The organism is Streptosporangium sp. NPDC053982, from assembly GCF_055585205.1.
Genome location: NZ_JBVJKQ010000002.1, coordinates 70,499 through 92,151, shown reverse-complemented (window position 1 = coordinate 92,151; position 21,653 = coordinate 70,499). Strand labels below are relative to the sequence as shown.

The window sequence follows — 21,653 nt, the reverse complement described above, 5'->3', positions numbered from 1 at the left end:
TCTCCTTTCTCCGCGTCATGCCCTGGTCAGTGTGTGTGGTCGTCGGCGTGTTCCGCGCCGCTTTCCGACGGCTCGGGCGTGCCGTTCCCCGACGGCTCGGGTGTGCCGGACGGGCCGGTCGGGGCCTCGGACGGCGCCGGGACGTCCCCGGCGCGGACGGTGAAGTCCGCCGTGCGCACCTCGCCCCCGTGCTTGAAGTCCAGGAACAGCCGGTAGGTGCCCCGGCTGGGCGCCTCGGCGTAGAAGGTGACCTCCGGGCCGGAAGGCGTCCTGCCGTCGCCGGGCTCCCCGTCGGGGTGGACGTGCAGGTAGGCGAGGTCGCCGTCGCGCAGCGCCACGAGGTGGCCGTAGGCGCCGAGGTAGGGCTGCAGGTCGGTGACCGGCTTCCCGTCCTTGCTCACCTTCAGCGTAACCCTGCTGGAACGCCCGGGAACCAGGTCGCCCGCGAGGTCGACGGTGTACCCGTCCACCTTCGCCGTACGGCGCGGCTCCAGTGCCCCGGAGGGCTTGTAGTCGCCGCCGGCTCGCAGGTCGGCGCCGAGCGTCAGCGGGTGGCCGCCCTCGGGGGCGAAGTCGGCGAACGCGCGGTAGGCGCCCGCCTCCGGCAGTGTCAGCCGTACCGACCAGACGCCGTTCCCGGCCTCCTCGGGGTGCAGGTGCCGGAACTCGCCGAGGTCGCGTGAGACCACGATGAAGTGCAGCTTCTTCTCGTGCTGCGTCTGGTAGGCGGTGACCGGGCGGCCGTCCGGGCCGGTCACGGTGAACCGGAGCCCGGTCTCCTCGCCCGGGGTGAACACGGTGGTCTCGGGGACGAGGGTGTAGCCGTCCTGGGAGATCTGCAGGCCCGCCGGGACGGACGCCGCACCGTCGCCCTGTTCGGCGCCGGTGTCGCCGTGGCCGCCGTGCCCGGCGTCCGGGCTCCCGGTGGGCGCGGCGTGCGCCGGGTGGGCGGTCCCCGCGGGCGGCGCGGCGGCCGGGCCCACGGCCCGGCCCGCGCCCAGCGCGCCGCCGAAGACCACGGCGAGCCCGAGGGCGTAGGCCCCGATCCGGACCGGGGTGTTCACGACGTGGCCGCCACTTCGTAGCCGGCCTCCTGGACGGCGGCGGTGATCGCGGCCGCGTCGACGGGGGCGTCGCTGCTGACGGTCATCGCACCGGTGGCGAGATCGACGTCGACGCCGGTGACACCGGGAACCTGGCCGACCTCCTCGGTGACCGAGCTGACGCAGTGGCCGCAGGTCATGCCGTTGACGGTGTAGGTGGCGGTGGTCATGTCCGGCCTCTTTCCTCGCTATTTTTACCCTGGGGGGGTATCCGTATATCGACAACATACCCCTCCCCCGTTCTATTCCTCAACTCCGGCACCCGCTGCGGACGGCCCCGGGGCCCGATGCGGACGGTCCCTGCGCTCGGTGCGGAAGGCCTCCCGGGCCCGGCGCGGAGGGCCTCCGGGCCCGGCGCGGACGGCCCCCGGGGCCTCTGGGCCCGGCGGTGGCCCGCGGAAATGGGCGCGACAGCGCGGCCGGGGAGCGGGAGGATGGTCTCCCCCGACATCCGTGAACCGGCGCGTGGCCCGGTGCGTCACGCGGCCGTGAGAAGGAGACCCCCGGTGCACAGCTTCAGGAGCGACCTCGCGTTGCTCCGGGACAGGCGCTTCGCCCTGTTGTTCGCGGCCCGCACCATCTCGGTGCTCGGCGGCTCGTTCGCCCCGGTGGCCCTGGCCTTCGGCGTCCTCGGGCTTCCCGGGGCCACGCCGGGGACGCTCTCGGTGGTCCTGACCGCCGAGGCGCTGCCCACCGTGGTCTTCATGCTCGCGGGCGGGGTGATCGCCGACCGGTTCCCCCGGCACCGGGTGATGATGACCGGTGACGTGCTCAACGCGGTGGCGTTCTTCTCCATCGCCGCGATGATGCTCACGGGGTGGACCCCGGTCCCCGTCCTGGCGGCGGCCGCGGCGCTCAGCGGGGTGGCGATGGCCGTCCTCTTCCCCGCCCTGGCCGGAATCGTCCCCGATGTCGTCCCCGCCGACCGGCTGCAGACCGCCAACGCCCTGCTGGGACTGGGCGTCAACAGCTCGCGCGTCGCCGGGCTCGTGCTGAGCGGTGCCACGGTGGTCCTCATCGGCGGCGGCTGGGCGCTGGCCGTCAGCGGCGTCATGTTCACCGTGGCGGCGCTGCTCGTCGCCGCGCTGCGCCTCACCCCGGCCGGACGCGCCGCGGGGGAACGGCACTCCGTCCTCGCCGACCTGCGCGGCGGCTGGCGCGAGTTCGTCTCCCGGCAGTGGCTGTGGGTCGTGGTGGCGCAGTTCTCGGTGCTGGTCATGGCGGCGCAGGCCGCGCACGGGGTGCTCGGCCCGCTGGTGGCCAAGGAGAGCCTCGGCGGAGCCGCGGCCTGGTCCGCGGTGCTGACGGGCGAGGCGGCCGGCATGATCTTCGGCGTCTTCCTGGCGCTGCGGCTGCGCCCCCGCCGCCCCATCCTGGTCGGCACCGTCCTCACCGTGCCGACGGGACTCCCCTACCTCCTGCTCGGCGTCGGAGCCCCGCTGTGGACGGTCGTCGCTGGAGCCGTGGTGATGGGCGTCTGCTTCGACCTCTTCGGCGTGCTGTGGAACACCACGATGCAGCGGGAGATCCCGCCCGCCTCCCTGTCGCGGGTCAGCTCCTACGACGCCCTGGGCTCGCTGATGTTCGGCCCGCTCGGACTGCTGCTGGCCGGCCCGATCGCGATCACGGCCGGTCCCCGGCCCGCCCTGGTGGGATGCGCCGGGATCATCCTCGTGGTGTCCCTGGCCGCGCTGCTCTCACCCGGTGTCCGGAACCTGCGGGCCCCGGACACCGCCGCGGCGGACCGGGCCCCGGGCACCGCCGGAGACCGGGAGCCCGGCACCGCCGCCGGGGACCGGGAGCCGGTCGGGGACGCGGCGGGGCCGGAGGCGGCGGACCCGAAACCGGCGGCGGACGCGGCGGACGCGGTGGACACGGCGGACGCGGTGGACATGGTGGCCTGGGGGCCGGTGGCGGACGCGGAGCCCGGCTCACCGGCCCGTCAGTAGCCCGCCGTACGGCCTCGGCAGCCCCGCCGTACGGCCCGTCGGTGACCGGCTCTGCGGTCCGTCAGTAGCCGAGGGCGCGGTCGGTGAAGCGCTTGGCCAGGAAGGGCGACTTGAACTTCGGGTAGGCGACCGTCTTCGGATCGCCGTCGGAGGTGTAGCGCTCGTCGGGGTGCGCCTTCAGCCAGTCGAGCCAGGCGGTGGAGCAGAACTTCACGCAGTCGCCCTTCTTGTCCATCGACCTGATCCGCGGGATGCCGACCGGGTCGAACTTCTTGCTGAACGGCGACTCCGCCGGGGTGTAGCCGGCGAGGAACACCCCGCCGAAGTCGTAGCCGGCCTTCCCCGACCCGCCCTTCAGGCCCCAATCCTTGGTGCTCGGCTGGTTGCCGTACGGCAGGGCCAGCGTGACCGGCTTGAAGCCGATCAGCTTGTCGATCAGCTCCTGACCGGCGCCGATCTCGGCCGTCACCTGTTCCTTCGACTTGCCGTGCAGGTTCTTGTGGTCCCGCGTGTGGTTGCCGATGTCGTAGCCCCTGTCGCGCAGCCAGAGCAGGATCTGGGCGGCCTCCTCCGGGAGGTTCTCCTTCCCGAACAGGTCACGGATCACGTAGAACGTCGCCACCGGGCGGAACCCGGGGTTCTTCTTCGCGACGTCCTCCAGGATGCCGACGGCCGTGTCCGGCATGGGGTTCCCCGCGCCGTCCAGGGTGACCTGTGAGGGGGAGGAGTCGTCGAAGGTGAGCACGACCGGGTGTTTGCCGGCCGGGATGTCCATGTGCCCGGTGACGTACTCCGCCGCGGTGACCGGGACGTAGCCCTCCCGGGCGAGCCGCTCCAGTTCGGTGCGGAACTGCTGAGGAGTGCGGTCGTCCTGGGTCGCGGGCTTGTCCACCACGCGGTGGTACATCAGGACCGGTATCTGACCCAGCTCGTTGGCGTGGGCCTCCGCGGCCTTCGCCAGCTTGGCCTTGAGGGTCGCCTGCTGGGCGGCGGCGGCGGATTTGGCCGCGGCCGGCTTCGCGGCTCCGGCGTTCGTGTCGTGTGCGTCGTTCTGCCCGGACATGCATCCGGCCAGCAACGAGCCCGCCGCCGCGGCGACCATACCGGTCCTGACCACTTTAAGACGGTTCATTGAATCCCCCCAGCGCACTGATCAAGTGCCTGTTATCCCCCGCTGACCTGCGGATGGATCTCCACGTGGAGCAAAGGATTCATACCCGCGGGACAGAAATCGCAGGCAGTGACGATGGTCAAGGATTGAGAGCGCCGGGGCGAGGATGACCTACGAAGCCAGGGGGGCGCCAGCCGTACTTCCGGGCAGGAGTCTGCGAAAGGGACAGATGGTACGGCGGCGCGTCCCGGCCGGGAGAGTGCGGACGGCGGCTCCTTCGGGAGGCTCCCGGGCGCCGGTGGCGTCCATGGGAGGCGCCCGGGGCGTCAGCCGGTGGCGCCCTTGAGGGCGGAGCGGTCGATGAGCGACATCCCCGGTACGGCCCGCATGCCCAGCCGCGCGTAGTAGGGCTGGAGCCGCTCCTCACAGAGGAGATCGACGGAGTAGAAGCCCTCGGCGCCGGCCAGGATCCTGCGCATCAGCTCGGTCCCGATCCCCCGCCCCTGGTACTCCGGCAGGACCTCCAGCCACGGGATGTAGGCCGTCAGGACACCGTCACTGATCATGTTGACGAACCCGACGACGCGGCGGGTCTCCTCGTCGATCGCGACGACCGCGCGGTGGCTTCCCCGCAGGACGGCCAGATGCTGCTCGGGCGAAGCCGGCGTCGGCCACCCCACGAAGAAACCGGTGAGCCGGTCGGCCTCGATCGCGTCGACGTCGTCGGTGTAGCGGATCATGGTAACTCCTCGCGGCAGGGCGCCGGCATCGGCCGATCACGCCGGGCCCGTAGAAGATATCCACCGGCTGTTCCGGCCGTCGATCGGATTTCCGGACGACCGGAACAGCCGGGCGGGGCGGCGCGGGGATGCGGCGGCGCTCAGCGGACGGACGCGGCGGGTGAGCCGGGCACGGCCGACGCTCGACGGGCACTCGATGTGCGCTCGATGTGCGCCCGGAGGATGAGCGGCGGGCAGGTGCTCAGCAGGCGGGCGCGGAGTCCAGGCGCATCCGGAGGCGGACCCGGGACCCCTCGTCGGCCTGGTCGATGGTGAGCTCGTCGCAGAGCTGGCTCATCAGCCACAGCCCGAACCCGCGCACCGTGTCCGTGGGACGCTCGGGCGGCACATGCTTGGCCGCCAGATCCCCCGAGTGGTCGGTGATCTCCACGGTGACGCAGGCGGCGTTGTGCCAGATGCTCAGCGTGCCCTCACCCCCGCCGTGTTCCAGGACGTTGATGACGGCCTCGTTGGCGGCGAGCAGCAGGTCGTCCAGCCGGTCGCCGCGCATGCCCGCCAGGGTCGCGTGCCGGAGGAGGCGTTCGCGCAGGGCGGTGAGGTCGTCATCGATCGGCCAGTGCTGACCGCGCTCGCCGGTCACGACACCCCCCTTGGCTCCGCCCTGTACGGCGACCACCGGGGGGAGCGGACCCGCTCCTCCGGAACCGGACGTCGCCGATGACTTGTCGATGCCGGACATCTGCCCGCTCGGAGCGGGCTTACGACCGTGCGGGCGGACGGAATATCCCTCGGGTCGCCGTTCGCCGTACCGTTCGCGGGGAACCTGCCCGTTCACTCCGGATTCCCGTTTCGCCGCAGGAACCCGACGGCCTCCTCGACCGTGGGATGTACGGCGAAGGCATCGGTGAGCCCGGTCAGATGGAAGATCCGCTGTATCCGGGGATGCGGACTGGCCATGGCGAGGTTGCCCCCGCGGTCCTGAACGAGCTTGCGGACGGCCAGGAAGACCCGGATGCCGGTGGAGTCGCAGAACGACAGCCCGGCGAGGTCCATGACGAGGTGCCGCCGATCGGAGCCGATGGCCCCCAGAAGGTCGTGGCGGAACCGCTCGGCGTTGGTGTAGTCGAGCTCGCCCGACACGGCCAGGAGGGACACCCCCTCCGCCGGGCCGCCGGACGTCGTCACGGCGTCCTCGGGCACGATGCTGATGTGGACGGCAGTGCTCACGGGCGACCTCCACAGCCGGCCGAAGGGGAAGGGGACGGTGGCGGGGCCGTCACCCGGACGGCGCGAACGCGAACCGGCGGGCGCCCGCCGGGCTCCGGGGCGCGGTGCGCCAGGACCGGGACGGCGCGAACGCGGACCGGCGGGCGTCCGCCGGGCTCCGGGGCGCGGTGCGCCGGAACCGGGATGGTCTGCTGGACGCCGACATCGTTCACCCGCAATCTCGATTCCTCTCGCGAGGCCGCCGACCACATCGCGGCGTCCCGCCGCGGAGACGGGCCGACCGTGATCGCTCTAGCCTATTGAATCCCCAAATTTCATGCTTGACACCCCTTTGTCGGGCGACCGGCCCACGCCCTGGGCGGGGCCTGAACGCCTCCGCGGGCTCCGGCCACCGGACGGCGCCGGCCGGAGCGTCCCGGACCCTCCGGGACGCATACCTTGCCCGCTTCGGGAATGAACACCGCTTCGGGAATGAACACCGCTTCAGGAATGAACACCGCTTCGGGAATGAACACCACGGAGAATCGGCTGACCCAGCGCCGCCGTCCGGCGGCCGGAGAAGGGAGAACCCATGCAGGTCGACGTCAGGCTCCTGCCCGGTGGAGGTTCCTACGCGGCGGAGGTCGGCGGCGAGCGGGTGGGGCGGCTGGACCTCAGCCGGCGCGACGGCGCCATCGCCTACACCCACACCGAGGTCGATCCCCGTTTCGAGGGCAGAGGCGTGGGCGGCGCGCTCGTCCGGGTGGCGCTGGACGACGCCCGAGCCGAGGGCGCGAAGGTCGTCCCGCTCTGCTCGTTCGTCGGCGCCTGGATCCGGAAGCACCCCGAGTACGCCGATCTGGTGAAGAACACCTGACCGAGTCCCTCCCCGGAGCCGTGTCCATGTCCGAGGGCGCCTGACCAGATCCCTCCCTGGGGCCGTATCCAAGGACGGACCGGATTCCTCCCTGAGAGCCGTGTCCGAGGAGGCCTGGCCGGCCCTCTCCGGGATCGCCTCCGGGGAGAGACCCGCACCGGGCCCGGGCGCGCGGCGCCCGTCCCGGTCCGGCAGCATGGGCGCATGCTGCATCACGTCGAGCTCTGGGTGCCCGACCTCGACCGCGCTGTGCGGTCGTGGGGATGGCTGCTCGGGGAGCTGGGATACCGGCCCTTCCAGGAGTGGGAGGCGGGCCGGAGCTGGATACTGGACGGCACCTACGTCGTCGTCGAGCGGTCGCCCGCCCTCACCGCGTCCACGCACGATCGATGCCGACCCGGTCTGAACCATTTGGCCTTCGGCGTAACCGGACAGGCACGGGTGGATGAGCTGGTCAGCGCATCAGCCGGGCACGGGTGGACACTGATGTTCCCTGATCGACACCCCTACGCGGGCGGAACCGGCCATTACGCGGGTTATCTTGAGAACGAGGACGGCTTCGAGGTCGAACTCGCCGCGGTTCGCGAGTGCTGAGCGCGGCCGTACGTCATGACTGTAAATCACCTGGTTGATGCGGGTTTGCCACGTGGGCTTACCGTGTGAACCAGATCATGGCCCGATCCCTTGCTAGGCTGCAGGGAACCGTTTGAACCGGGCGTTGTCTCACCCCGGCAGGTGAGACCGTCGAGAAGTGGGGTCACACCGTGAAGAAGCTGCTCGTTCTGGTGCTCGTCGCCGTTGGGGGACTGCTGGTCTGGCGGAAGGTGCAGGCTGATCGCGCCGAGCTCGACCTGTGGACCGAGGCCACCGGCGGAGAGAACTGATCAACGCGGCTACCGATTTGGGTGCTTTCATGATCCCTGCCCGCGATGGGGAAGCAATGCCCATCAGGCTCGCCTGTCTGGATCTGGCAGGCACCACGATCGGTGATATCGCCATGGTTGAGCGGGCGTTCGCCGACGCGATCGCCACTCAGGGCATCGTTCCCGGGACCGGTGCGTACGCGCGCGCCATGGTGCACGTGCACCGGTCCCGGGGATGCCCGACCATCGAGGTCTTCCGTGGCATCTTCCCCGACAACGAGGCCCAGGCGCGGGCGGCCGACCTCACCTTCGAGCGCTCCTACCAGGGTGCCATCGGCCGTGCGGGCCTGGTCCCGGCGCCCGGTGTCGCCGAGGCGCTGGACGACCTCCGCGACGCGGGCATCAAGGTGTGCCTCACCACCGGCTTCAGCCGGGTGATGCTGGGAGGCGTCCTGGAGGCGCTGAGCTGGTCCGGCAAGGCGGACCTCGTCCTGAGCCCGGAGGACGTCGGGCGCGGCCGCCCCATGCCCGACATGGTCCTCGCCGCGGTCATGCGTCTCGGCATCGAGGACGTCCGGCAGGTGGCGGTGGCCGGTGACTCCGAGAGCGACATGATCTGCGGCCGCCGCGCGGGCGCCTCAGTGGTCGCCGGCGTCCTGACCGGGGCCCACAGCAGGGAGCGCCTCCTCAAGGGCGGAGCCACCCATCTCATCGGCTCCGTCGCCGACCTCCCCGCCCTGCTCCTCGGCGGCAGGCCGCTCCAGCCCACCGCCACCGCCTCCGCCGCCCTCTGACGGTCCGGAAGGCACGGCGGGCCTTCGCCCTCCGACCGTCCGGAAGGTACGGCTGGCCTCCGCCGTACGGCTCCGCCGTGGGGCCGTAGCCGAGTGGCGCCGAAGCGGGTCCTGTTGCTACGGTGTACGACTGGAAGCGAGCCGCGTCCCGGAAGAATCCGGCGACCCCGACGGCTCACCGGGGGCCTTAGCTCAGTTGGCAGAGCGCCTGCTTTGCAAGCAGGATGTCAGGAGTTCGAATCTCCTAGGCTCCACCACTCTCACGACACGAAGAAGCTCAGGTCAGGCATGGTCGCCTCACCCGGGCTTCGATCTTCATCCGGCCTTCTTCCGCTCTCGTGCCCATTGCGTACACCCAGGTGCAGATTCGGTTCGCAAAGCCCGACGGGCTGGGGCCGTGTACCGCACATCTCACTGCGCGGCCTCCCTTGAAAGAGCGGAGGCGGGTCGAGCACGAGCAAATCCAAGATGCAGGACGCTTCTGGGTCCGTACGGCGGACCGGCGCGCGTTGATTCACGGTTGATACACGGCTGAGCCGTCGTGGAGGTCCGGCATCGGCACCATGGACACCTGCGCCGCAGGGCGGCCGAGGCGCGCTATCGCGGCGTACTCCTCGTCAGAGAGGGCCGACGACGTCTTTCGTACCTCCACGAAGAGAGTCCTTTTATAGTTATTTATCAACTATCGACAGTATTTGGGGAGAAATGTCGGTTTCAGATGTCGGTAGCAAACCGTCGACCCCTGTCACCGTGCTGCTCGTCGAGGACGACGAGGTGATCCGCAAGACGGTCGCGATGGCGCTGGAGCGCTACGGCTATCGCGTGAGCACGGCGGGCGACGGTCTGACCGGCCTCGAACTGTTCAGGGAGCAGCGGCACGACGTGCTGCTGCTGGATGTGATGCTGCCGGGACTGGACGGCATCGGGCTGTGCCGGAAGGTCAGGGAGTCCAGCATGGACCCGATTCTGATGATGTCCGCGCGTGGTGACGCTCTGGACGTGGTGTCGGGTCTGGAGGCGGGAGCCGATGACTACGTCGTCAAGCCGGTCGACACCTCCGTACTGGTGGCCAGGATCCGTTCCCTGCTGCGCCGAGCCTCCTTCGCCCCAGGCCCTGAGCGCACTCCGGAGCCCGCTCCCGGCGGTGGCACCGACCTGGTCTTCGGGGATCTGGCCATCGATCCCCAGGGTCTGGAAGTGCACCGGGCCGGTGAGCCGGTCGCGCTGGCTCCCACCGAGCTGCGCCTGCTGCTGGAGTTCGCGGCGAATCCGGGGATCGTGCTGGACCGGCAGACGCTGCTGCGCAACGTTTGGGACTACGGCTGGGACGGGGACAGCCGCGTCGTCGACCTGTGTGTGCAGCGGCTGCGCAAGAAGATCGGCTCCGACCGGATCGAGACGGTCCGCGGCTTCGGATACAAGCTGCGGCGCTGAGGTGGGACACACCATCGCCCGGGCGGCACGTGGGCTGCTGAACTGGAGGTCGCTACGCTGGAAGATCGCCGCGCTGGTGGCCATGGCGTCCTGCGCGGTCGCGCTGGCCCTCGGGGTGCTGGTCCACCAGAGCACCTTTGAGCGTTCCATGACCCTGGGCAGGGATCGGGCTTTCAGCAAACTACTGGTCGAGGTGGACGGCTACCGGCGTACGGGCAGGACGTCGGCTGATGCGGATCCCGCAGAGATTCCGCCCGTACTGCTCCAGCAGGCCGGGAGCGCCGGGCAGTACATCACCTGGTACGACGATCGTCGGCCGGACATCCCCTGGATGTGGGCGATGCAGCCAGTCGACGGCCAAGCGCTGGCTGTGAAGATCGACATGGGGGCCGAGATGCGCAGTCTACGGGCCCTGGACCGGCACATCGTGATGGCCTCGCTGGCTGTGCTCGCCATTGTCGTGCCCCTGGCGGCGTTGGTCGCCGAGTTGCCCAACCGGCGGCTGAGGAGGGTGGCCCGGACCGCGCGGCGTATCGCGGAAGGCGACCTGGATGCCCGGAGCATGGTGGGCGGCCGGGGCGGCGACGAGATCACCGATATCTCGGCCACCGTCGACTCGATGGCCGACAGTTTGCGGGACCGGCTGCTCAGTGAACAGCGCTTCACCGCCGATGTCGCCCATGAGCTGCGTACCCCGCTGATGGGCCTGGTCACCTCGGCCGAACTGCTCCCGGAGAGCGAGGTGACCGAGCTGGTCAGAGGTCGGGTGCGGGTGCTGCGGACGCTGGTGGAGGACCTGCTGGAGATCTCCCGCCTCGACGCGGGCGTGGAGCGGGCCGATAGCGCTCGGGTGCCGCTGGGCCGGGTCGTCGAGGAGTCCGTAGGCCGGACGGGGCTGCAGGTCCAGCTAACGGTGGCCGGTGATCCGGTTACCGACACCGATTCGCGGCGCCTCGACCGGATCATCGCCAACCTGATCATCAACGCCCACCGCCACGGACGCTCTCCGGTCGAGGTCATCGTGAACGGCACGGTGATCGTCGTACGCGACCACGGCCCCGGATTCCCCGACGAGCTGCTGGCGGACGGACCGCAGCGCTTCCGCACCGGTGCGGCCGAACGCGGCCGGGGCCACGGCCTGGGCCTCATCATCGCCCTTGGCCAGGCCCAGGTGATCGGCGCCGGGCTCGCCTTCGCCAACGCTCCGGACGGCGGCGCGGTCGCCACGCTTCACCTGCGGGGCGATGCCAGCTCCGAGGGCTGATACATGTCTGATGCTCCCCGAAGACCGCTGAAAGCCGGGCGATCCGCGGCCGAGGGCTGACACACACCCGATACCTGTCCAAGCGGCCGCGGATACGCGACCGTGACAGCGCGGACAACCGCACCGCGCATGGTGGCTGACGTGCGCTACCGCGGCGTACCGACCTCTCGGAGCGAGAGCTTTCCATGTGCTCTGCCCACCACTCGTTCCGATCGCAGGTCGACCCTGGCAACGAAAGAAGACCATGCCGAGCACACTTCACCTACCTCGTACTCGCGTCGCACTCGCGGCCTTCGCCTGCCTCGCGGGCCTGCTGGCCGGTTGCGGTAACGCCGACGAGTCGAGCGGCACGCCGAACAACTCGTCGGGTGCCGCGTCTGATTCCGATTCCGCCGGTACGGCCGACCAGAAATACACCGAATGGGAGGCCAAGTTTCGGTCGTGCCTGAGCGACAAGGGCTTCGAGCTTCCGAAGGAGGCCGGAAAAATCGACTTCGGTGACCGGCAGGACGCGTACGAGGTAGCGAGGGAAGCCTGTATCAAGAAGATCGGCAAGCCGCCGACGGCCGCTGACGACCAGCCCGCCATGTCCGACGAAGAAGCAAAGGAGAAGGAGCTCAAGACCCTCCAGTGCCTCCGCGACCACGGGTACAACGTCAAAGATCCTGCCCCCGGGGAGGCCGCCCAGGTCGAGGTGCCTGATGGCGTCTCGCAGGACGGCTTGAAGGAGTGCTACGGCGAATGACGTCCGAGCATTCCTCCGGAAAGTCAGGAGATGGGCCTGTGCCGCGGGGACATGGCCGCACGTGGCTGCCGGTGATCGCATCCCTCGCCGCCATCGCCGTCGGCGCGGTCGCGACCTTGACGGTGAGCCGGTCCGGGGGCGGCGCTGCCGAGGAGATCGAGCGGAAACACGTGGCGAACACCGCTGTCGTGGAACGGAGGACGCTTCGAGAGACCATTACCTCGCCCGGATCGCTGAGCTACGGCGCGTCGGGTCGGCTCGTCGCCGGCCGCGCCGGCACCATCACCCGCCTACCGCGGGAAGGCGGCAAGGTGAAGCCCGGCGGTGTGCTGCACTCGATCGACAACCAGCCAGTGGTGTTGCTGCGCGGCAGGCTTCCCGCGTGGCGGTCCTTTGAGAGCGGCATGAGCAACGGGCCGGATGTGCGGCAACTGGAGCGGAACCTCAAAACCCTGGGCCACTTCGCCGGGAGGCCCGACGCCCATTTCGACTGGTACACGAAGGTCGCGATCCTGCGCTGGCAGGATGCCATCGGCATGAAGGAGACCGGGTCGATCAAGCACGGGCAGATCCTCTTCGCCCCACGCGAAGTGCGTGTCGCGGAGACCGTGGTGCACCTCGGCGACCAGGTCGCAGCGGGTACCGCTGTGGCGAAACTGTCGGGGCTCACAAAGATCGTTACTGCCGAGCTCAAGGCGGCGAACCGGGCCGTCGCCAAGGTGCGCGGCAAGGTGACCGTGAACCTGCCCGGCGGCAAGGCGACGACCGGCACCGTCTCCAAAGTCGGCGCTCCCAGGCAACGGGAAGACGGCAGCGACAAGAAGATCATCGTCCCGGTGGACATCACCCTCGACCGTCCTGCCGCCGCCGGTTCCCTCCAAGAGGTCTCGGTGTCGATCGATTTCCCCACCGCCAGTCGCAAAGACGTCTTGACCGTGCCCGTCGCCGCTCTCATCGCCCTGCCTGACGGCGGGTACGGCGTCGAGGTGGTTCGCGACGCCGTGACGACCCAGGCGGTCGCGGTGAAGACCGGACTGTTCGCCGGCGGCTCCGTGGAAGTGACCGGCAACGGACTCGACGCGGGGCAGAAAGTCGTGGTCCCGACCCTATGAGTGATTCCGTCATCGAACTCGATCAGGTGGTCCGCGATCACGGCAGTCCACCGGTGCGAGCGGTCGACCATGTGTCGTTGTCGGTCACTCGCGGCGAATTCGCCGCCATCGTCGGCCCCAGCGGCTCGGGCAAGTCGAGCCTGCTCAACATCATCGGTACCCTCGACCGGCCCACGAGTGGACGTACGACCATCGACGGCCATGACGTCGACACGATGAGCGACGCGGCACTCTCGGCGCTGCGCGCGTACCGAATCGGGTTCGTCTTCCAGCAGTTCCATCTCACGGACGGGGTCAGCGCGCTCGACAACGTCGCGGACGGTCTCATCTACACGGGAACATCCCGCGCCGAGCGGCGGCGCCGGGCGGCGGCGAGCCTTACTCGCGTCGGCCTGGCACACCGCCTCGACCACAAGCCCCACCAGATGTCCGGCGGCGAACGGCAGCGCGTCGCCATCGCCCGGGCGACGGTGTCCGATCCGACGCTGCTGCTGGCGGACGAGCCCACTGGCAACCTCGACCAGCGCTCCGGCGCGAGCGTGATGGAGTTGCTCCACGAGCTCAACGCCATGGGCACCACCATCCTCGTGATCACGCACGATGTGCAGCTCGCCGAACAGGTTCCGAGACGAATCACCATCCGCGACGGTCGCGTCGTCGATGACGATCAGGAAGCTTCGGCATGAGTCGTGGCAACCAGACCGAGATACGCCGGTCGCGCCTGCTCCGCTCCGATGTCTACCGGTTGGGCGTATCGGGGCTGAGATCACGGCCCACCCGGGTCGTCCTCTCCGCGCTCGGCATCGCGATCGGCATCGCAGCGATGATCGCCGTCGTGGGCATCTCCACCTCGAGCCGGGCGAAGCTGGACGCCCAGCTGGCGTCGCTGGGCACGAACCTGCTCACCGTCCAGCCGGGTACGTCGCTCACGGGCCAGGACACCACTCTGCCCGCCGAATCCACCGGTAAGGTCAGGCTGATCCGAGGGGTCTCGATCGCCGGAGCGATCGCGACGTTGCCGGACGTCAAGGTGTACAGGAGCCGGCTCATCGACGCGGACAAGTCCAGTGGCCTCGTCGTGCAGGCCGCCGACCCGCATCTCCTCGGCCTCCTCGACGGTACGCTCCGCCAAGGAGCATGGCTCACCAAGGCGACCGCGAACTACCCCACCGTCGTGCTCGGCAGCATCTCCGCCGATCGGCTCGGCATCGTGAGTCCGGGAAGCCAGATCTGGCTCGGCGACACCCGGTTCACGGTCATCGGGATACTCGACGCCCTGCCTCTCGTCCCGGAACTGGACACCTCCGCGTTCATCGGTGAGGCGTTCGCCGCCGCGCGGTTCGACTGGGACGGCAAACCGACCACCATTTTCGAGCGCTCGGCCGACGCGGAGGTGGAAACAGTGCGCAAGCTCCTGCCTCGCACCGTGAACCCGGAGAATCCCGAGGGTGTGAGCGTTTCGCGGCCCTCCGACGCTCTGGCGGCGAAGAACGCCGCGGACCTCGCATTCACCGGCCTTCTGATCGGGCTGGGCTCCGTCGCGCTGCTCGTCGGAGGGATCGGCGTCGCCAACACAATGGTGATCTCCGTCCTCGAACGTCGCAAGGAGATCGGGCTGCGGCGTGCTCTCGGCGCCACCCAAGGACACATTCGGACCCAGTTCCTTGCCGAAGCCCTCCTGCTGTCCACGCTCGGCGGGCTTGCCGGGACGGCCATCGGGTTCGGAGTCATCGCGGTGTTCGCCGTGACGAACGGCTGGCCCATCTCGGTGCCTCCCGTCGTGTTCGCCGGTGGCATCGGCGCGACCATGCTGATCGGAGCAGTCGCCGGCCTCTACCCGGCGATCCGGGCGTCGAAGACGCCTCCAACGGTCGCCCTGAACGGTTGATCGCACCATCGGCAGGAACCCGCTCCAACCGAAATGCGGAGAAATGGAGTGGACGCATCGCGTCCCTCCGTTTCCAGGGTCAAGCGAATTTCATCGCCATGCGATTCGGTCCGCCGAACGCAGGTATCCGCCCCCGACGCCGATCAGAAATGGGATCTCTCATGGATGAGGAATTCGGTACACGCCCCACCCTGATCCGCCGGAACCCCGCCGTCGCGCGTGGGAAGCGGCTCAAGCGCATGCTCATCGCCGTATCGGCGATCACCGTCATCATCGGTCTCGGTTCGGCGGCATTCGTCTTCGGTACCCGATGGGCGGACACCGCTTCACCCTCGGACAGCTCAGGTACTTCCGTCCCGCGGGGGAGCACCGACCATACCGTCGGCCTCAAGGACGGAGTCATTCCGGACGGCGGGCGCCTTTCCCCCCACGACACCGGGCAGCCCGCGATCGCAAGCTTGAACCCGAAGCTCCTGCACGCCGTACGGCAGGCGGCGGATGACGCGGCCGACGACGGCATCGACATGTTCCTGACGGCCGGCTGGCGGAGCAAGGTGTACCAGCAGCGGTTGTTCGACGAAGCAGTCGTCGAATACGGCAGCGAGCGCGAGGCCCGCCGTTACGTCGGCACCCCCGAACAGTCGCACCACGTCACCGGCGATGCGGTGGACATCGGTCCGACCGACGCGGACAGCTGGCTCAGCCAGCACGGGACCGACTACGGGCTATGTCAGATCTACGCGAATGAGATGTGGCACTTCGAACTCGCCACGACGCCCCGAGGTGTCTGCCCCGAGATGCGCTCCGACGCGAGCAACGGATAGCCCGGCCGCGCTGTCCGGGGACAGGCTCCCAACCGGCTCGTGCCCAAGCCGCCGGAGGGCTCATTGAGGACGAGGTCAGTGGTGACCCCGAAAGGCCGGCGTGACGGCAAGGCCTCCGGTCAACATCACGATCACAGGACGCGAAGATGTGCTTCCAGCGAGGGATTCCGAATCAGGGGTGATCACCGTGCGGAGTGCCAGGGCCGCAGGTTACTGAGCTGGAAGCCTGATCATCCCGCCTGCGACATGGCTGACCTGATCACGGCGTCGCGAGACGGGTGCGGCGGCGCGGGCACGGGGAAGAGACCGCGCCGCCGCACCGTCAGCAGTGACGCCGATGGATCCCGCGGGGGGAACGCCGGGGCTCCATCACCACCAGGGCGTCACTGAGCACGGTGGTCACCAGGGAATCGCCCGCCGGGAACTCGCAGCTGAGCCGCCTCCAACGCCGACGGGTGTGCCCACGGGCATTGCGTTCATGGCTCCAAGCCCTCCTGGCCACGGAGCTGCTGAGCGAGTTCGGGAACGTTGTCGGCATCGATCGTCTGACAGAGACCACGGCTTACCTCTTCATCCGTGAGGTGCCGGCCATTCCGGGTAGCCCACAATCGGCCTTCGAAACTTCGCCAGATGCACCAGCCGGGGAAGACCGCCTGAAGATCTTCCAGAATCACGGGAGCCGACATGGATTAAGAGTCATTCGGCGGGAGTGACGTACCCACCTCATTCCAGAGACGTCTAGGACGCTTCAATATTAGAGTCGAAAACGTCCCTGACGTCCTCGATTCCATGAGGTGAACAGTGGCTAATGTCGCTTTGCGCCGCGCAATGCTGGACGCAAAAGTGAACGACCAGCGCCTCGCGGATCATTGCGGGGTGGACGTCAAGACTGTGGCACGCTGGTTGCAGGACGAGACACGCATCCCGCATCTCCGACACCAGTGGGCCGCCGCTGAGATCTTGGGAGTTGATTCGGCAGTGCTGTGGCCAGAGGCGATCCGCAACACCGTGAAGACCGGTCCCGACAGGGAGATCTTGACCGTCTACCCTTACCGGTCGGCCTGCCCCAAGTCCGTCTGGCGTGGTCTGATCACGTCGGCCCGCAACGAGATCGTGTTCGCCGGGTACACCAATTACTTCCTGTGGCTGGAACACCCCAACCTCGCCAAGATCCTCAAGCGCAAGGCCGAGCAGGGCTGCAAGGTCCGCTTCCTGGTCGGTGACCCGGACAGTGAGGTCACCCGTCGCCGTGAGGAGGTGGAGAACGTCCCGCTGACCGTCTCCACTCGTATCCGGATCACCCTGTCCGAGATCGAGCAGGTTCGCAGGGTGCCCGGCATCGAGGCGAGGTTCAGTGACGAGCACATCGCCATGAGCGTCTTCCGGTTCGATTCCGAGATGCTGGTGACGCCGCACCTGGCGAAGCTGGTCGGGCATGATTCGCCGATGCTGCACCTGCGCCGCTACCAGGATGACGGCTTGTTCGACCGGTTCGGCTACCACGCCTCCGAGCTGTGGACCAACGGCCGGAACGTCTGGGCGGAGGAGCCGAAAGAGCGCGCCGAGAGCGCCAGCCCTGGGTGACCAGCTGAGTGACGACGACCACGGACGATGCCGGACGACCACGGATCGCCGTGGACCATATGCGCAGGTGGGAGCGGGTATTCGCCATGGCCCCGCCCCCACCCGAGGTGCTTTGCAAGCAGGATGTCAGGAGTTCGAATCTTCTGGGCTCCACCCCACATCAGAGGCCATTTCCCAAGATCAGGAAGTGGCCTTTTTGATCTTGTACAGCAGCAAAGTACAGCCACGGCGACAGTGGCTGTCATGTGCTCCCGCCCTGATCATCTCGCCTATGTGTGGCTGCTCCCACGGGACGCGCATCGGGCTCACCTCATCTCCCGCTGGGATGATCCACCCCATGAACCGGGGTCTCGCCGCTGGGTCTTGAGTCCTGAGCAAGATCTGTACGATCAGTGCGTGTCAGAGGGCAACGGAAGTTCCCCGAGCGCGGACTTGAGCCCCGGCGAGCTCGATTGAGGGTCCGGGCGTGGGCGCCGAGACAGTGACGATTGACACCCGCCGACCCGGCTGCGATGACGGAGCGGGATGGTCGGGTGACGGTGCCTACGCAGGACCGTCCAGCATCGCCACGTGCGACTCGGTCAGCAGTTCATGGCCGGCCGCGCGCAGCAGCCATCGTTCGGCTCGATCGAAGGTCCAGCCGCGGTCGCCGACCAGACTGCACCAGGCGTTCTGGCCGAAGTGGAACCACAGCACGTCCACCGCGTCGGTAACGGTGATCTCAGGCCGGAGGCCGTTGAGTTCCCACAGCCGGCGCGCGATCGCGGTGAGCGCCTCCAGGCATTTGGCCGTGATGTTGGCGATCGCCTGCTGGGCCAGCGCCTCGTCAGGCGGATATCGCATCAGCTTGTAGATGAGGTCCCAGTATCGTTCCTGACCGTGGCGGGCGGCCCGCGCGCACAGGGTCAGCACCTGTACCGGATCGTCGGCCGACCGCGCCGCGGTGCCGGCGGCCGCGGCTGCCGGGTCGTTGATGGCCGGTCGCAGCAGCTCCGCGAACATCGCCGCCTTGCCGCCGGCGCTCGTGTAGACCGTCTGCGTGGCCACCTGTGCGGCGCGGGCGATCTCGGGCACCGTGGTGGCGCCGTAGCCGCGTTCGAGGAACAGCTCGCGGGCGCACGCCAGGATCGCCGCGCGTGTCTCAGCGGCAGCGTCCTCGCGCCGCGGTGAGTGATATCGACCTCCCATGATGTTCAGACCTTATATCCGCAGTGCACTAACTTGACTAGAGGATCCTCTATTCAATAGCGTCACATCGGCGCCAGCCCGGCGCCGAGTGATGCCGAGTGATGAGGTTGAGATGAGCCTGCCGTATGTGGCGCGAGCCGCCGACCACGAGCAGTTGGAGTGGCTCGGCGGTGGCGTCATGCGCATACTGCTCGACGGCGCGAAGACCGACGGCCAGTTGGCGATGATTCGGTCCGACGCGGCGGGAGGATCGGCGTCGCCGGTGCATGTCCACGCCGACGAGGACGAGGTGATCGTGCTTCTGAGCGGCAGCGGCATCTTCTGGGTCGGCGACAAGCGCTTCGAGCTTTCCGAAGGTGGGGTCGCATTCCTGCCGCGCAGGCTCCCTCACGCGTACCGGTTCACGTCCGAGGTCGTCGACATGCTCGCCGTGTGCACACCGGCCGGAACCGAGAACTTCTTCCGGGCGGCCGGTTGGGACCTGTCTCGTCCCAAGCCGTACGGCTGGCAGATCACGCCGGCTGATATGGCGGCGGCTGCCGCGGCCACCGGTCAGACGGTGCTCAGGCCGCCGCTGGCCGCCGACGAGATGATCCCCGAAGAATTTCTGACCGGGCATCAGGGTGGTCTCGCGAGCTGACCCCACCGGGCGACCGGCGACGGCCACCGGCACGGCGCAACCGGAGGCAGTCCGGTTCTACCAACGTGAGGGCTATCGGCCGACCGACGGCCTCGGTCCGTTCGCCGTGCGAGTCGACTGACAGGCAGCGGCTCAGAATTCTTGGCTGTACAGCCACGAGTACAGCCAAGAGAGCGAATGACAGCGGAACTCGACGGACGCCCAAAGACACCATTCTCAAAGGTCAAGGCCTCTGTCCTTGATCGAATCGACTACTTTTAATCCACAGGTTTCTGGGTCGCCCTATCTCCCTGGGGCAAAGGGTGGTGACGGTCTCCGGTGCTGTCCAGCATCCCCGGCATCGTGCCCGATCGCCTACGGCAAGCCGTACCCATGCGGTGAGGCGCGGCGCAATTCCGGAGACCGTCTCAGTGAGAATACCGCGGGGAACATCGGGAAGTCGCAGGGAATACGGCCAGTGCCGTGAGCTGTGCATTCGCAGGTCGGGCAAGAATGGCATGCGTCTTTGCAGGCAGGATGTCAGGAGTTCGGATCTCCTGGGCTCCACCACCCTCACGACACGAAGAAGTTCGGGTCGGGAATTGTCTCCTCCCCTGGATTTCGATTATCGGTCCGGGTGGTGACGTGTCGTCAGGTCAGGTGGATCCGCACAGCCTGTCGAGCTCCGCGACGTCCGTGTTGATATCCGCGATCACCTGGTCGGGGTCGCCGCCGGTCATGCCGGTCAGGCGGAAGTTCAGCTCCTGGAACTCGGCGGCCAGCCGACTGATCTTCGCCCCCACCACCCCCTGCGCGTCGAGGGCCGCGCCCATCAGGTCGCGGTACGTCTGCTGGGCCGCGGCCGCCTGGCTGCTGCGGACGGTCCCGGCGTTGCGGCTGTACGCGGTCAGCGCCGTCGCCGCCTCGTCGCAGCCGCCGGGCCGGGCCGCCGGCAGCAGCGGGGTGGAGACCGGGGCCGCCCGCGTGGGGCGCGGTGGCTGGGGCGCGCTGGACTCGGGCGATGACCTCGAGGCCGGCGGTTCATGCCGGGCGGTGACCGGATCCGGTGACGATGACTGCGGGACCGGAGTGGGAACCACCGTGCCGGGCTGGGGCTGCGGAGTCGGGGCCGGCGGCATCAGGTAGGCGACCAGTGCGATCACGGTGGCGATCGCACCCGCCAGAGCGCTCACCGCCGTCCAGTTCAGTCGCGAGCCTGCTCCTCCGCCCGCTGCCGACGGCCGCGCCGATCCCCTTCCGGTCATGTCCTCATCGTGGCCGAGCCGCCGGGTCCGGTCCAGGGATTCCTCTGCTGACCCGTGGGCGCGCGTGCGCTGCGTGCTCGACGAGGCGGGGCAAGGCAGCCGAAGGGCTGCATGTCGACGAGATGAGCCTGCTCCTACCGTGCCTATCCCTGGCAGAGTGTGGCTGGCCCGCGAACCGGTCGCGAATACTGTGAGCCATGAACAGCAGACGACAGCTCGGGGCGTTCCTTCAGACAAGGCGCTCTCAGCTGCGACCCGAGGACGTGGGGGTGGCCACCTACGGTGACCGGCGCCGGGTCCCCGGGCTGCGTCGGGAGGAACTGGCACTGCTGGCGGGCGTGAGCGCGTCGTACTACTCACGGCTGGAGCAGGGCCAGGCGTCCAACGCCTCGCCCGACGTACTCGACGCGCTGGCCCGAGCCCTGCGCCTGGACGACGCGGAGCGCCTGCACCTGCATGAACTGGCCGCCGGTGGCCGCCGCCGGGGCACCGTACGCCGTGCCGCGGCCGAACGGGTCAGCCCCGCGACACGTCAACTGGTCGCGGTGCTCGGTGACGTGCCCGTGCTGGTGCTCGGCCGGAGCGGTGACGTGCTGGCGTGGAACACGCCGGGCCATGCCCTGTACGCCGGCCATCTGGCCCCGGAGGGTCCGGAGACACCCCGGCAGCGGCCCAACATGGCTCGCCTGGTGTTCCTGGACGCGCACACCCGCGACCTGTACACCGACTGGCCCGCGAAGGCACGGGGCGTCGTGGCGACCCTGCGCATGGCCTCCGGCCGTCATCCGGACGACCCACTGCTGACTTCGCTGGTCGGAGAGCTGACGGTCAAGAGCGCGGAGTTCGTCACGATGTGGGCCGACCACCGCGTCAAGACCGGAGGCGACACGGTCTACGAGATGCGGCACCCGCTGGTGGGCGCCATGCGAGTGACCCAGCAGACCCTTCGGACCACCGATGACCAGACGGTGGTCGTCGCCACCACCGAACCCGGCTCGCCCTCGCACTCCGCGATGACGCTGCTCGTCCACAGCGCCCTGACGGGTCGGTCGTCCCGGCGCACCCGAATCACCAGCTGACCCCGCAC

General features: G+C 68.9%; 23 protein-coding genes and 1 tRNA gene. 16 read left to right on the top strand and 8 right to left on the bottom strand.

Annotated elements, in window-relative coordinates; all coding sequences use genetic code 11:
• Positions 1-26: 26 nt before the first annotated feature.
• The gene (locus ACZ6W9_RS03240; protein WP_470116643.1) at positions 27-1,064 is read right to left on the bottom strand and encodes a hypothetical protein; all 1,038 of its coding nucleotides are present in this window, start codon (positions 1,062-1,064) and stop codon (positions 27-29) included.
• The gene (locus ACZ6W9_RS03235) at positions 1,061-1,273 is read right to left on the bottom strand and encodes a heavy-metal-associated domain-containing protein (RefSeq protein ID WP_362940280.1); all 213 of its coding nucleotides are present in this window, start codon (positions 1,271-1,273) and stop codon (positions 1,061-1,063) included. The genes ACZ6W9_RS03240 and ACZ6W9_RS03235 overlap by 4 nt, the downstream gene beginning before the upstream one ends.
• Positions 1,274-1,609: 336 nt before the next feature.
• Between ACZ6W9_RS03235 and ACZ6W9_RS03230 the strand changes: the two genes are divergently transcribed.
• Complete coding sequence (locus ACZ6W9_RS03230) at positions 1,610-3,052, top strand: MFS transporter (RefSeq protein ID WP_470116642.1); 1,443 nt, start codon at positions 1,610-1,612, stop codon at positions 3,050-3,052.
• 61 nt (positions 3,053-3,113) lie between these two features.
• Here the strand turns inward: ACZ6W9_RS03230 and ACZ6W9_RS03225 are convergent, their stop codons facing one another.
• The 4 genes from ACZ6W9_RS03225 to ACZ6W9_RS03210 all read right to left on the bottom strand — a co-directional run bounded on the left by ACZ6W9_RS03225 (position 3,114) and on the right by ACZ6W9_RS03210 (position 6,130).
• Entirely contained in the window at positions 3,114-4,169 is a 1,056-nt protein-coding gene (locus ACZ6W9_RS03225) for a polysaccharide deacetylase family protein (RefSeq protein ID WP_389961681.1), read from the bottom strand.
• Between the two features lie 320 nt (positions 4,170-4,489).
• Positions 4,490-4,903, bottom strand: a complete 414-nt coding sequence (locus ACZ6W9_RS03220) for a GNAT family N-acetyltransferase (protein ID WP_389961683.1) — start codon at positions 4,901-4,903, stop codon at positions 4,490-4,492.
• A 241-nt stretch (positions 4,904-5,144) separates the two neighbouring features.
• Complete coding sequence (locus ACZ6W9_RS03215; RefSeq protein WP_389961685.1) at positions 5,145-5,543, bottom strand: ATP-binding protein; 399 nt, start codon at positions 5,541-5,543, stop codon at positions 5,145-5,147.
• A 191-nt stretch (positions 5,544-5,734) separates the two neighbouring features.
• Positions 5,735-6,130 (bottom strand): STAS domain-containing protein, encoded by a 396-nt coding sequence (locus ACZ6W9_RS03210; RefSeq protein ID WP_470116641.1) that lies wholly within the window; start codon positions 6,128-6,130, stop codon positions 5,735-5,737.
• Between the two features lie 571 nt (positions 6,131-6,701).
• On the opposite strand from ACZ6W9_RS03210, the gene ACZ6W9_RS03205 reads away from it, so the two are divergent.
• The 13 genes from ACZ6W9_RS03205 (at position 6,702) to ACZ6W9_RS03145 (ending at position 17,494) form a co-directional block, all read left to right on the top strand.
• The gene (locus ACZ6W9_RS03205) at positions 6,702-6,986 is read left to right on the top strand and encodes a GNAT family N-acetyltransferase (RefSeq protein WP_389961689.1); all 285 of its coding nucleotides are present in this window, start codon (positions 6,702-6,704) and stop codon (positions 6,984-6,986) included.
• Between the two features lie 204 nt (positions 6,987-7,190).
• Entirely contained in the window at positions 7,191-7,580 is a 390-nt protein-coding gene (locus ACZ6W9_RS03200) for a VOC family protein (protein ID WP_389961690.1), read from the top strand.
• Positions 7,581-7,750: 170 nt separating this feature from the next.
• Positions 7,751-7,870, top strand: a complete 120-nt coding sequence (locus ACZ6W9_RS03195; protein WP_229811953.1) for a DLW-39 family protein — start codon at positions 7,751-7,753, stop codon at positions 7,868-7,870.
• Between the two features lie 56 nt (positions 7,871-7,926).
• Positions 7,927-8,643 (top strand): HAD family hydrolase, encoded by a 717-nt coding sequence (locus ACZ6W9_RS03190; RefSeq protein ID WP_389961693.1) that lies wholly within the window; start codon positions 7,927-7,929, stop codon positions 8,641-8,643.
• 181 nt (positions 8,644-8,824) lie between these two features.
• Positions 8,825-8,900: transfer RNA gene (locus ACZ6W9_RS03185), tRNA-Ala, on the top strand.
• A 448-nt stretch (positions 8,901-9,348) separates the two neighbouring features.
• Positions 9,349-10,077, top strand: a complete 729-nt coding sequence (gene cseB / locus ACZ6W9_RS03180) for a two-component system response regulator CseB (protein WP_389961695.1) — start codon at positions 9,349-9,351, stop codon at positions 10,075-10,077.
• A 1-nt stretch (position 10,078) separates the two neighbouring features.
• The gene (locus tag ACZ6W9_RS03175; protein ID WP_389961697.1) at positions 10,079-11,341 is read left to right on the top strand and encodes an ATP-binding protein; all 1,263 of its coding nucleotides are present in this window, start codon (positions 10,079-10,081) and stop codon (positions 11,339-11,341) included.
• A 244-nt stretch (positions 11,342-11,585) separates the two neighbouring features.
• Entirely contained in the window at positions 11,586-12,086 is a 501-nt protein-coding gene (locus tag ACZ6W9_RS03170) for a hypothetical protein (protein ID WP_389961699.1), read from the top strand.
• The gene (locus ACZ6W9_RS03165; protein ID WP_470116640.1) at positions 12,083-13,198 is read left to right on the top strand and encodes an efflux RND transporter periplasmic adaptor subunit; all 1,116 of its coding nucleotides are present in this window, start codon (positions 12,083-12,085) and stop codon (positions 13,196-13,198) included. Before ACZ6W9_RS03170 ends, ACZ6W9_RS03165 begins: the two co-directional genes overlap by 4 nt.
• Positions 13,195-13,884 (top strand): ABC transporter ATP-binding protein, encoded by a 690-nt coding sequence (locus ACZ6W9_RS03160; protein ID WP_389961703.1) that lies wholly within the window; start codon positions 13,195-13,197, stop codon positions 13,882-13,884. Before ACZ6W9_RS03165 ends, ACZ6W9_RS03160 begins: the two co-directional genes overlap by 4 nt.
• Positions 13,881-15,086, top strand: coding sequence for an ABC transporter permease (locus ACZ6W9_RS03155; protein ID WP_389961705.1), 1,206 nt, complete (start codon positions 13,881-13,883; stop codon positions 15,084-15,086). Before ACZ6W9_RS03160 ends, ACZ6W9_RS03155 begins: the two co-directional genes overlap by 4 nt.
• A gap of 161 nt (positions 15,087-15,247) precedes the next feature.
• On the top strand, positions 15,248-15,910 hold the full coding sequence (locus tag ACZ6W9_RS03150) for a M15 family metallopeptidase (protein ID WP_470116639.1): 663 nt from the start codon (positions 15,248-15,250) through the stop codon (positions 15,908-15,910).
• Positions 15,911-16,888: 978 nt separating this feature from the next.
• Positions 16,889-17,494 (top strand): hypothetical protein, encoded by a 606-nt coding sequence (locus ACZ6W9_RS03145; protein WP_470116638.1) that lies wholly within the window; start codon positions 16,889-16,891, stop codon positions 17,492-17,494.
• A 543-nt stretch (positions 17,495-18,037) separates the two neighbouring features.
• Here ACZ6W9_RS03145 and ACZ6W9_RS03140 read toward each other — a convergent pair.
• Entirely contained in the window at positions 18,038-18,682 is a 645-nt protein-coding gene (locus ACZ6W9_RS03140; RefSeq protein WP_389961711.1) for a TetR/AcrR family transcriptional regulator, read from the bottom strand.
• Positions 18,683-18,794: 112 nt separating this feature from the next.
• On the opposite strand from ACZ6W9_RS03140, the gene ACZ6W9_RS03135 reads away from it, so the two are divergent.
• On the top strand, positions 18,795-19,322 hold the full coding sequence (locus ACZ6W9_RS03135; protein ID WP_389961713.1) for a cupin domain-containing protein: 528 nt from the start codon (positions 18,795-18,797) through the stop codon (positions 19,320-19,322).
• 635 nt (positions 19,323-19,957) lie between these two features.
• On the opposite strand, the gene ACZ6W9_RS03130 is transcribed toward ACZ6W9_RS03135, so the two are convergent.
• Positions 19,958-20,494, bottom strand: a complete 537-nt coding sequence (locus ACZ6W9_RS03130; RefSeq protein WP_389961715.1) for a hypothetical protein — start codon at positions 20,492-20,494, stop codon at positions 19,958-19,960.
• Between the two features lie 269 nt (positions 20,495-20,763).
• On the opposite strand from ACZ6W9_RS03130, the gene ACZ6W9_RS03125 reads away from it, so the two are divergent.
• Positions 20,764-21,645, top strand: coding sequence for a helix-turn-helix domain-containing protein (locus tag ACZ6W9_RS03125; protein ID WP_470116637.1), 882 nt, complete (start codon positions 20,764-20,766; stop codon positions 21,643-21,645).
• Positions 21,646-21,653 lie beyond the last annotated feature (8 nt).

Coding starts and splice junctions, on each gene's coding strand:
- ACZ6W9_RS03160 (WP_389961703.1), top strand. CDS start 13,195: ATGAGTGATTCCGTCATCGAACTCGATCAGGTGGTCCGCGATCACGGC.
- ACZ6W9_RS03220 (WP_389961683.1), bottom strand. CDS start 4,903: ATGATCCGCTACACCGACGACGTCGACGCGATCGAGGCCGACCGGCTC.
- ACZ6W9_RS03150 (WP_470116639.1), top strand. CDS start 15,248: ATGGATGAGGAATTCGGTACACGCCCCACCCTGATCCGCCGGAACCCC.
- ACZ6W9_RS03135 (WP_389961713.1), top strand. CDS start 18,795: ATGAGCCTGCCGTATGTGGCGCGAGCCGCCGACCACGAGCAGTTGGAG.
- ACZ6W9_RS03235 (WP_362940280.1), bottom strand. CDS start 1,273: ATGACCACCGCCACCTACACCGTCAACGGCATGACCTGCGGCCACTGC.
- ACZ6W9_RS03205 (WP_389961689.1), top strand. CDS start 6,702: ATGCAGGTCGACGTCAGGCTCCTGCCCGGTGGAGGTTCCTACGCGGCG.
- ACZ6W9_RS03140 (WP_389961711.1), bottom strand. CDS start 18,682: ATGGGAGGTCGATATCACTCACCGCGGCGCGAGGACGCTGCCGCTGAG.
- ACZ6W9_RS03200 (WP_389961690.1), top strand. CDS start 7,191: ATGCTGCATCACGTCGAGCTCTGGGTGCCCGACCTCGACCGCGCTGTG.
- ACZ6W9_RS03170 (WP_389961699.1), top strand. CDS start 11,586: ATGCCGAGCACACTTCACCTACCTCGTACTCGCGTCGCACTCGCGGCC.
- ACZ6W9_RS03165 (WP_470116640.1), top strand. CDS start 12,083: ATGACGTCCGAGCATTCCTCCGGAAAGTCAGGAGATGGGCCTGTGCCG.
- cseB (WP_389961695.1), top strand. CDS start 9,349: ATGTCGGTTTCAGATGTCGGTAGCAAACCGTCGACCCCTGTCACCGTG.
- ACZ6W9_RS03155 (WP_389961705.1), top strand. CDS start 13,881: ATGAGTCGTGGCAACCAGACCGAGATACGCCGGTCGCGCCTGCTCCGC.
- ACZ6W9_RS03125 (WP_470116637.1), top strand. CDS start 20,764: ATGAACAGCAGACGACAGCTCGGGGCGTTCCTTCAGACAAGGCGCTCT.
- ACZ6W9_RS03190 (WP_389961693.1), top strand. CDS start 7,927: ATGCCCATCAGGCTCGCCTGTCTGGATCTGGCAGGCACCACGATCGGT.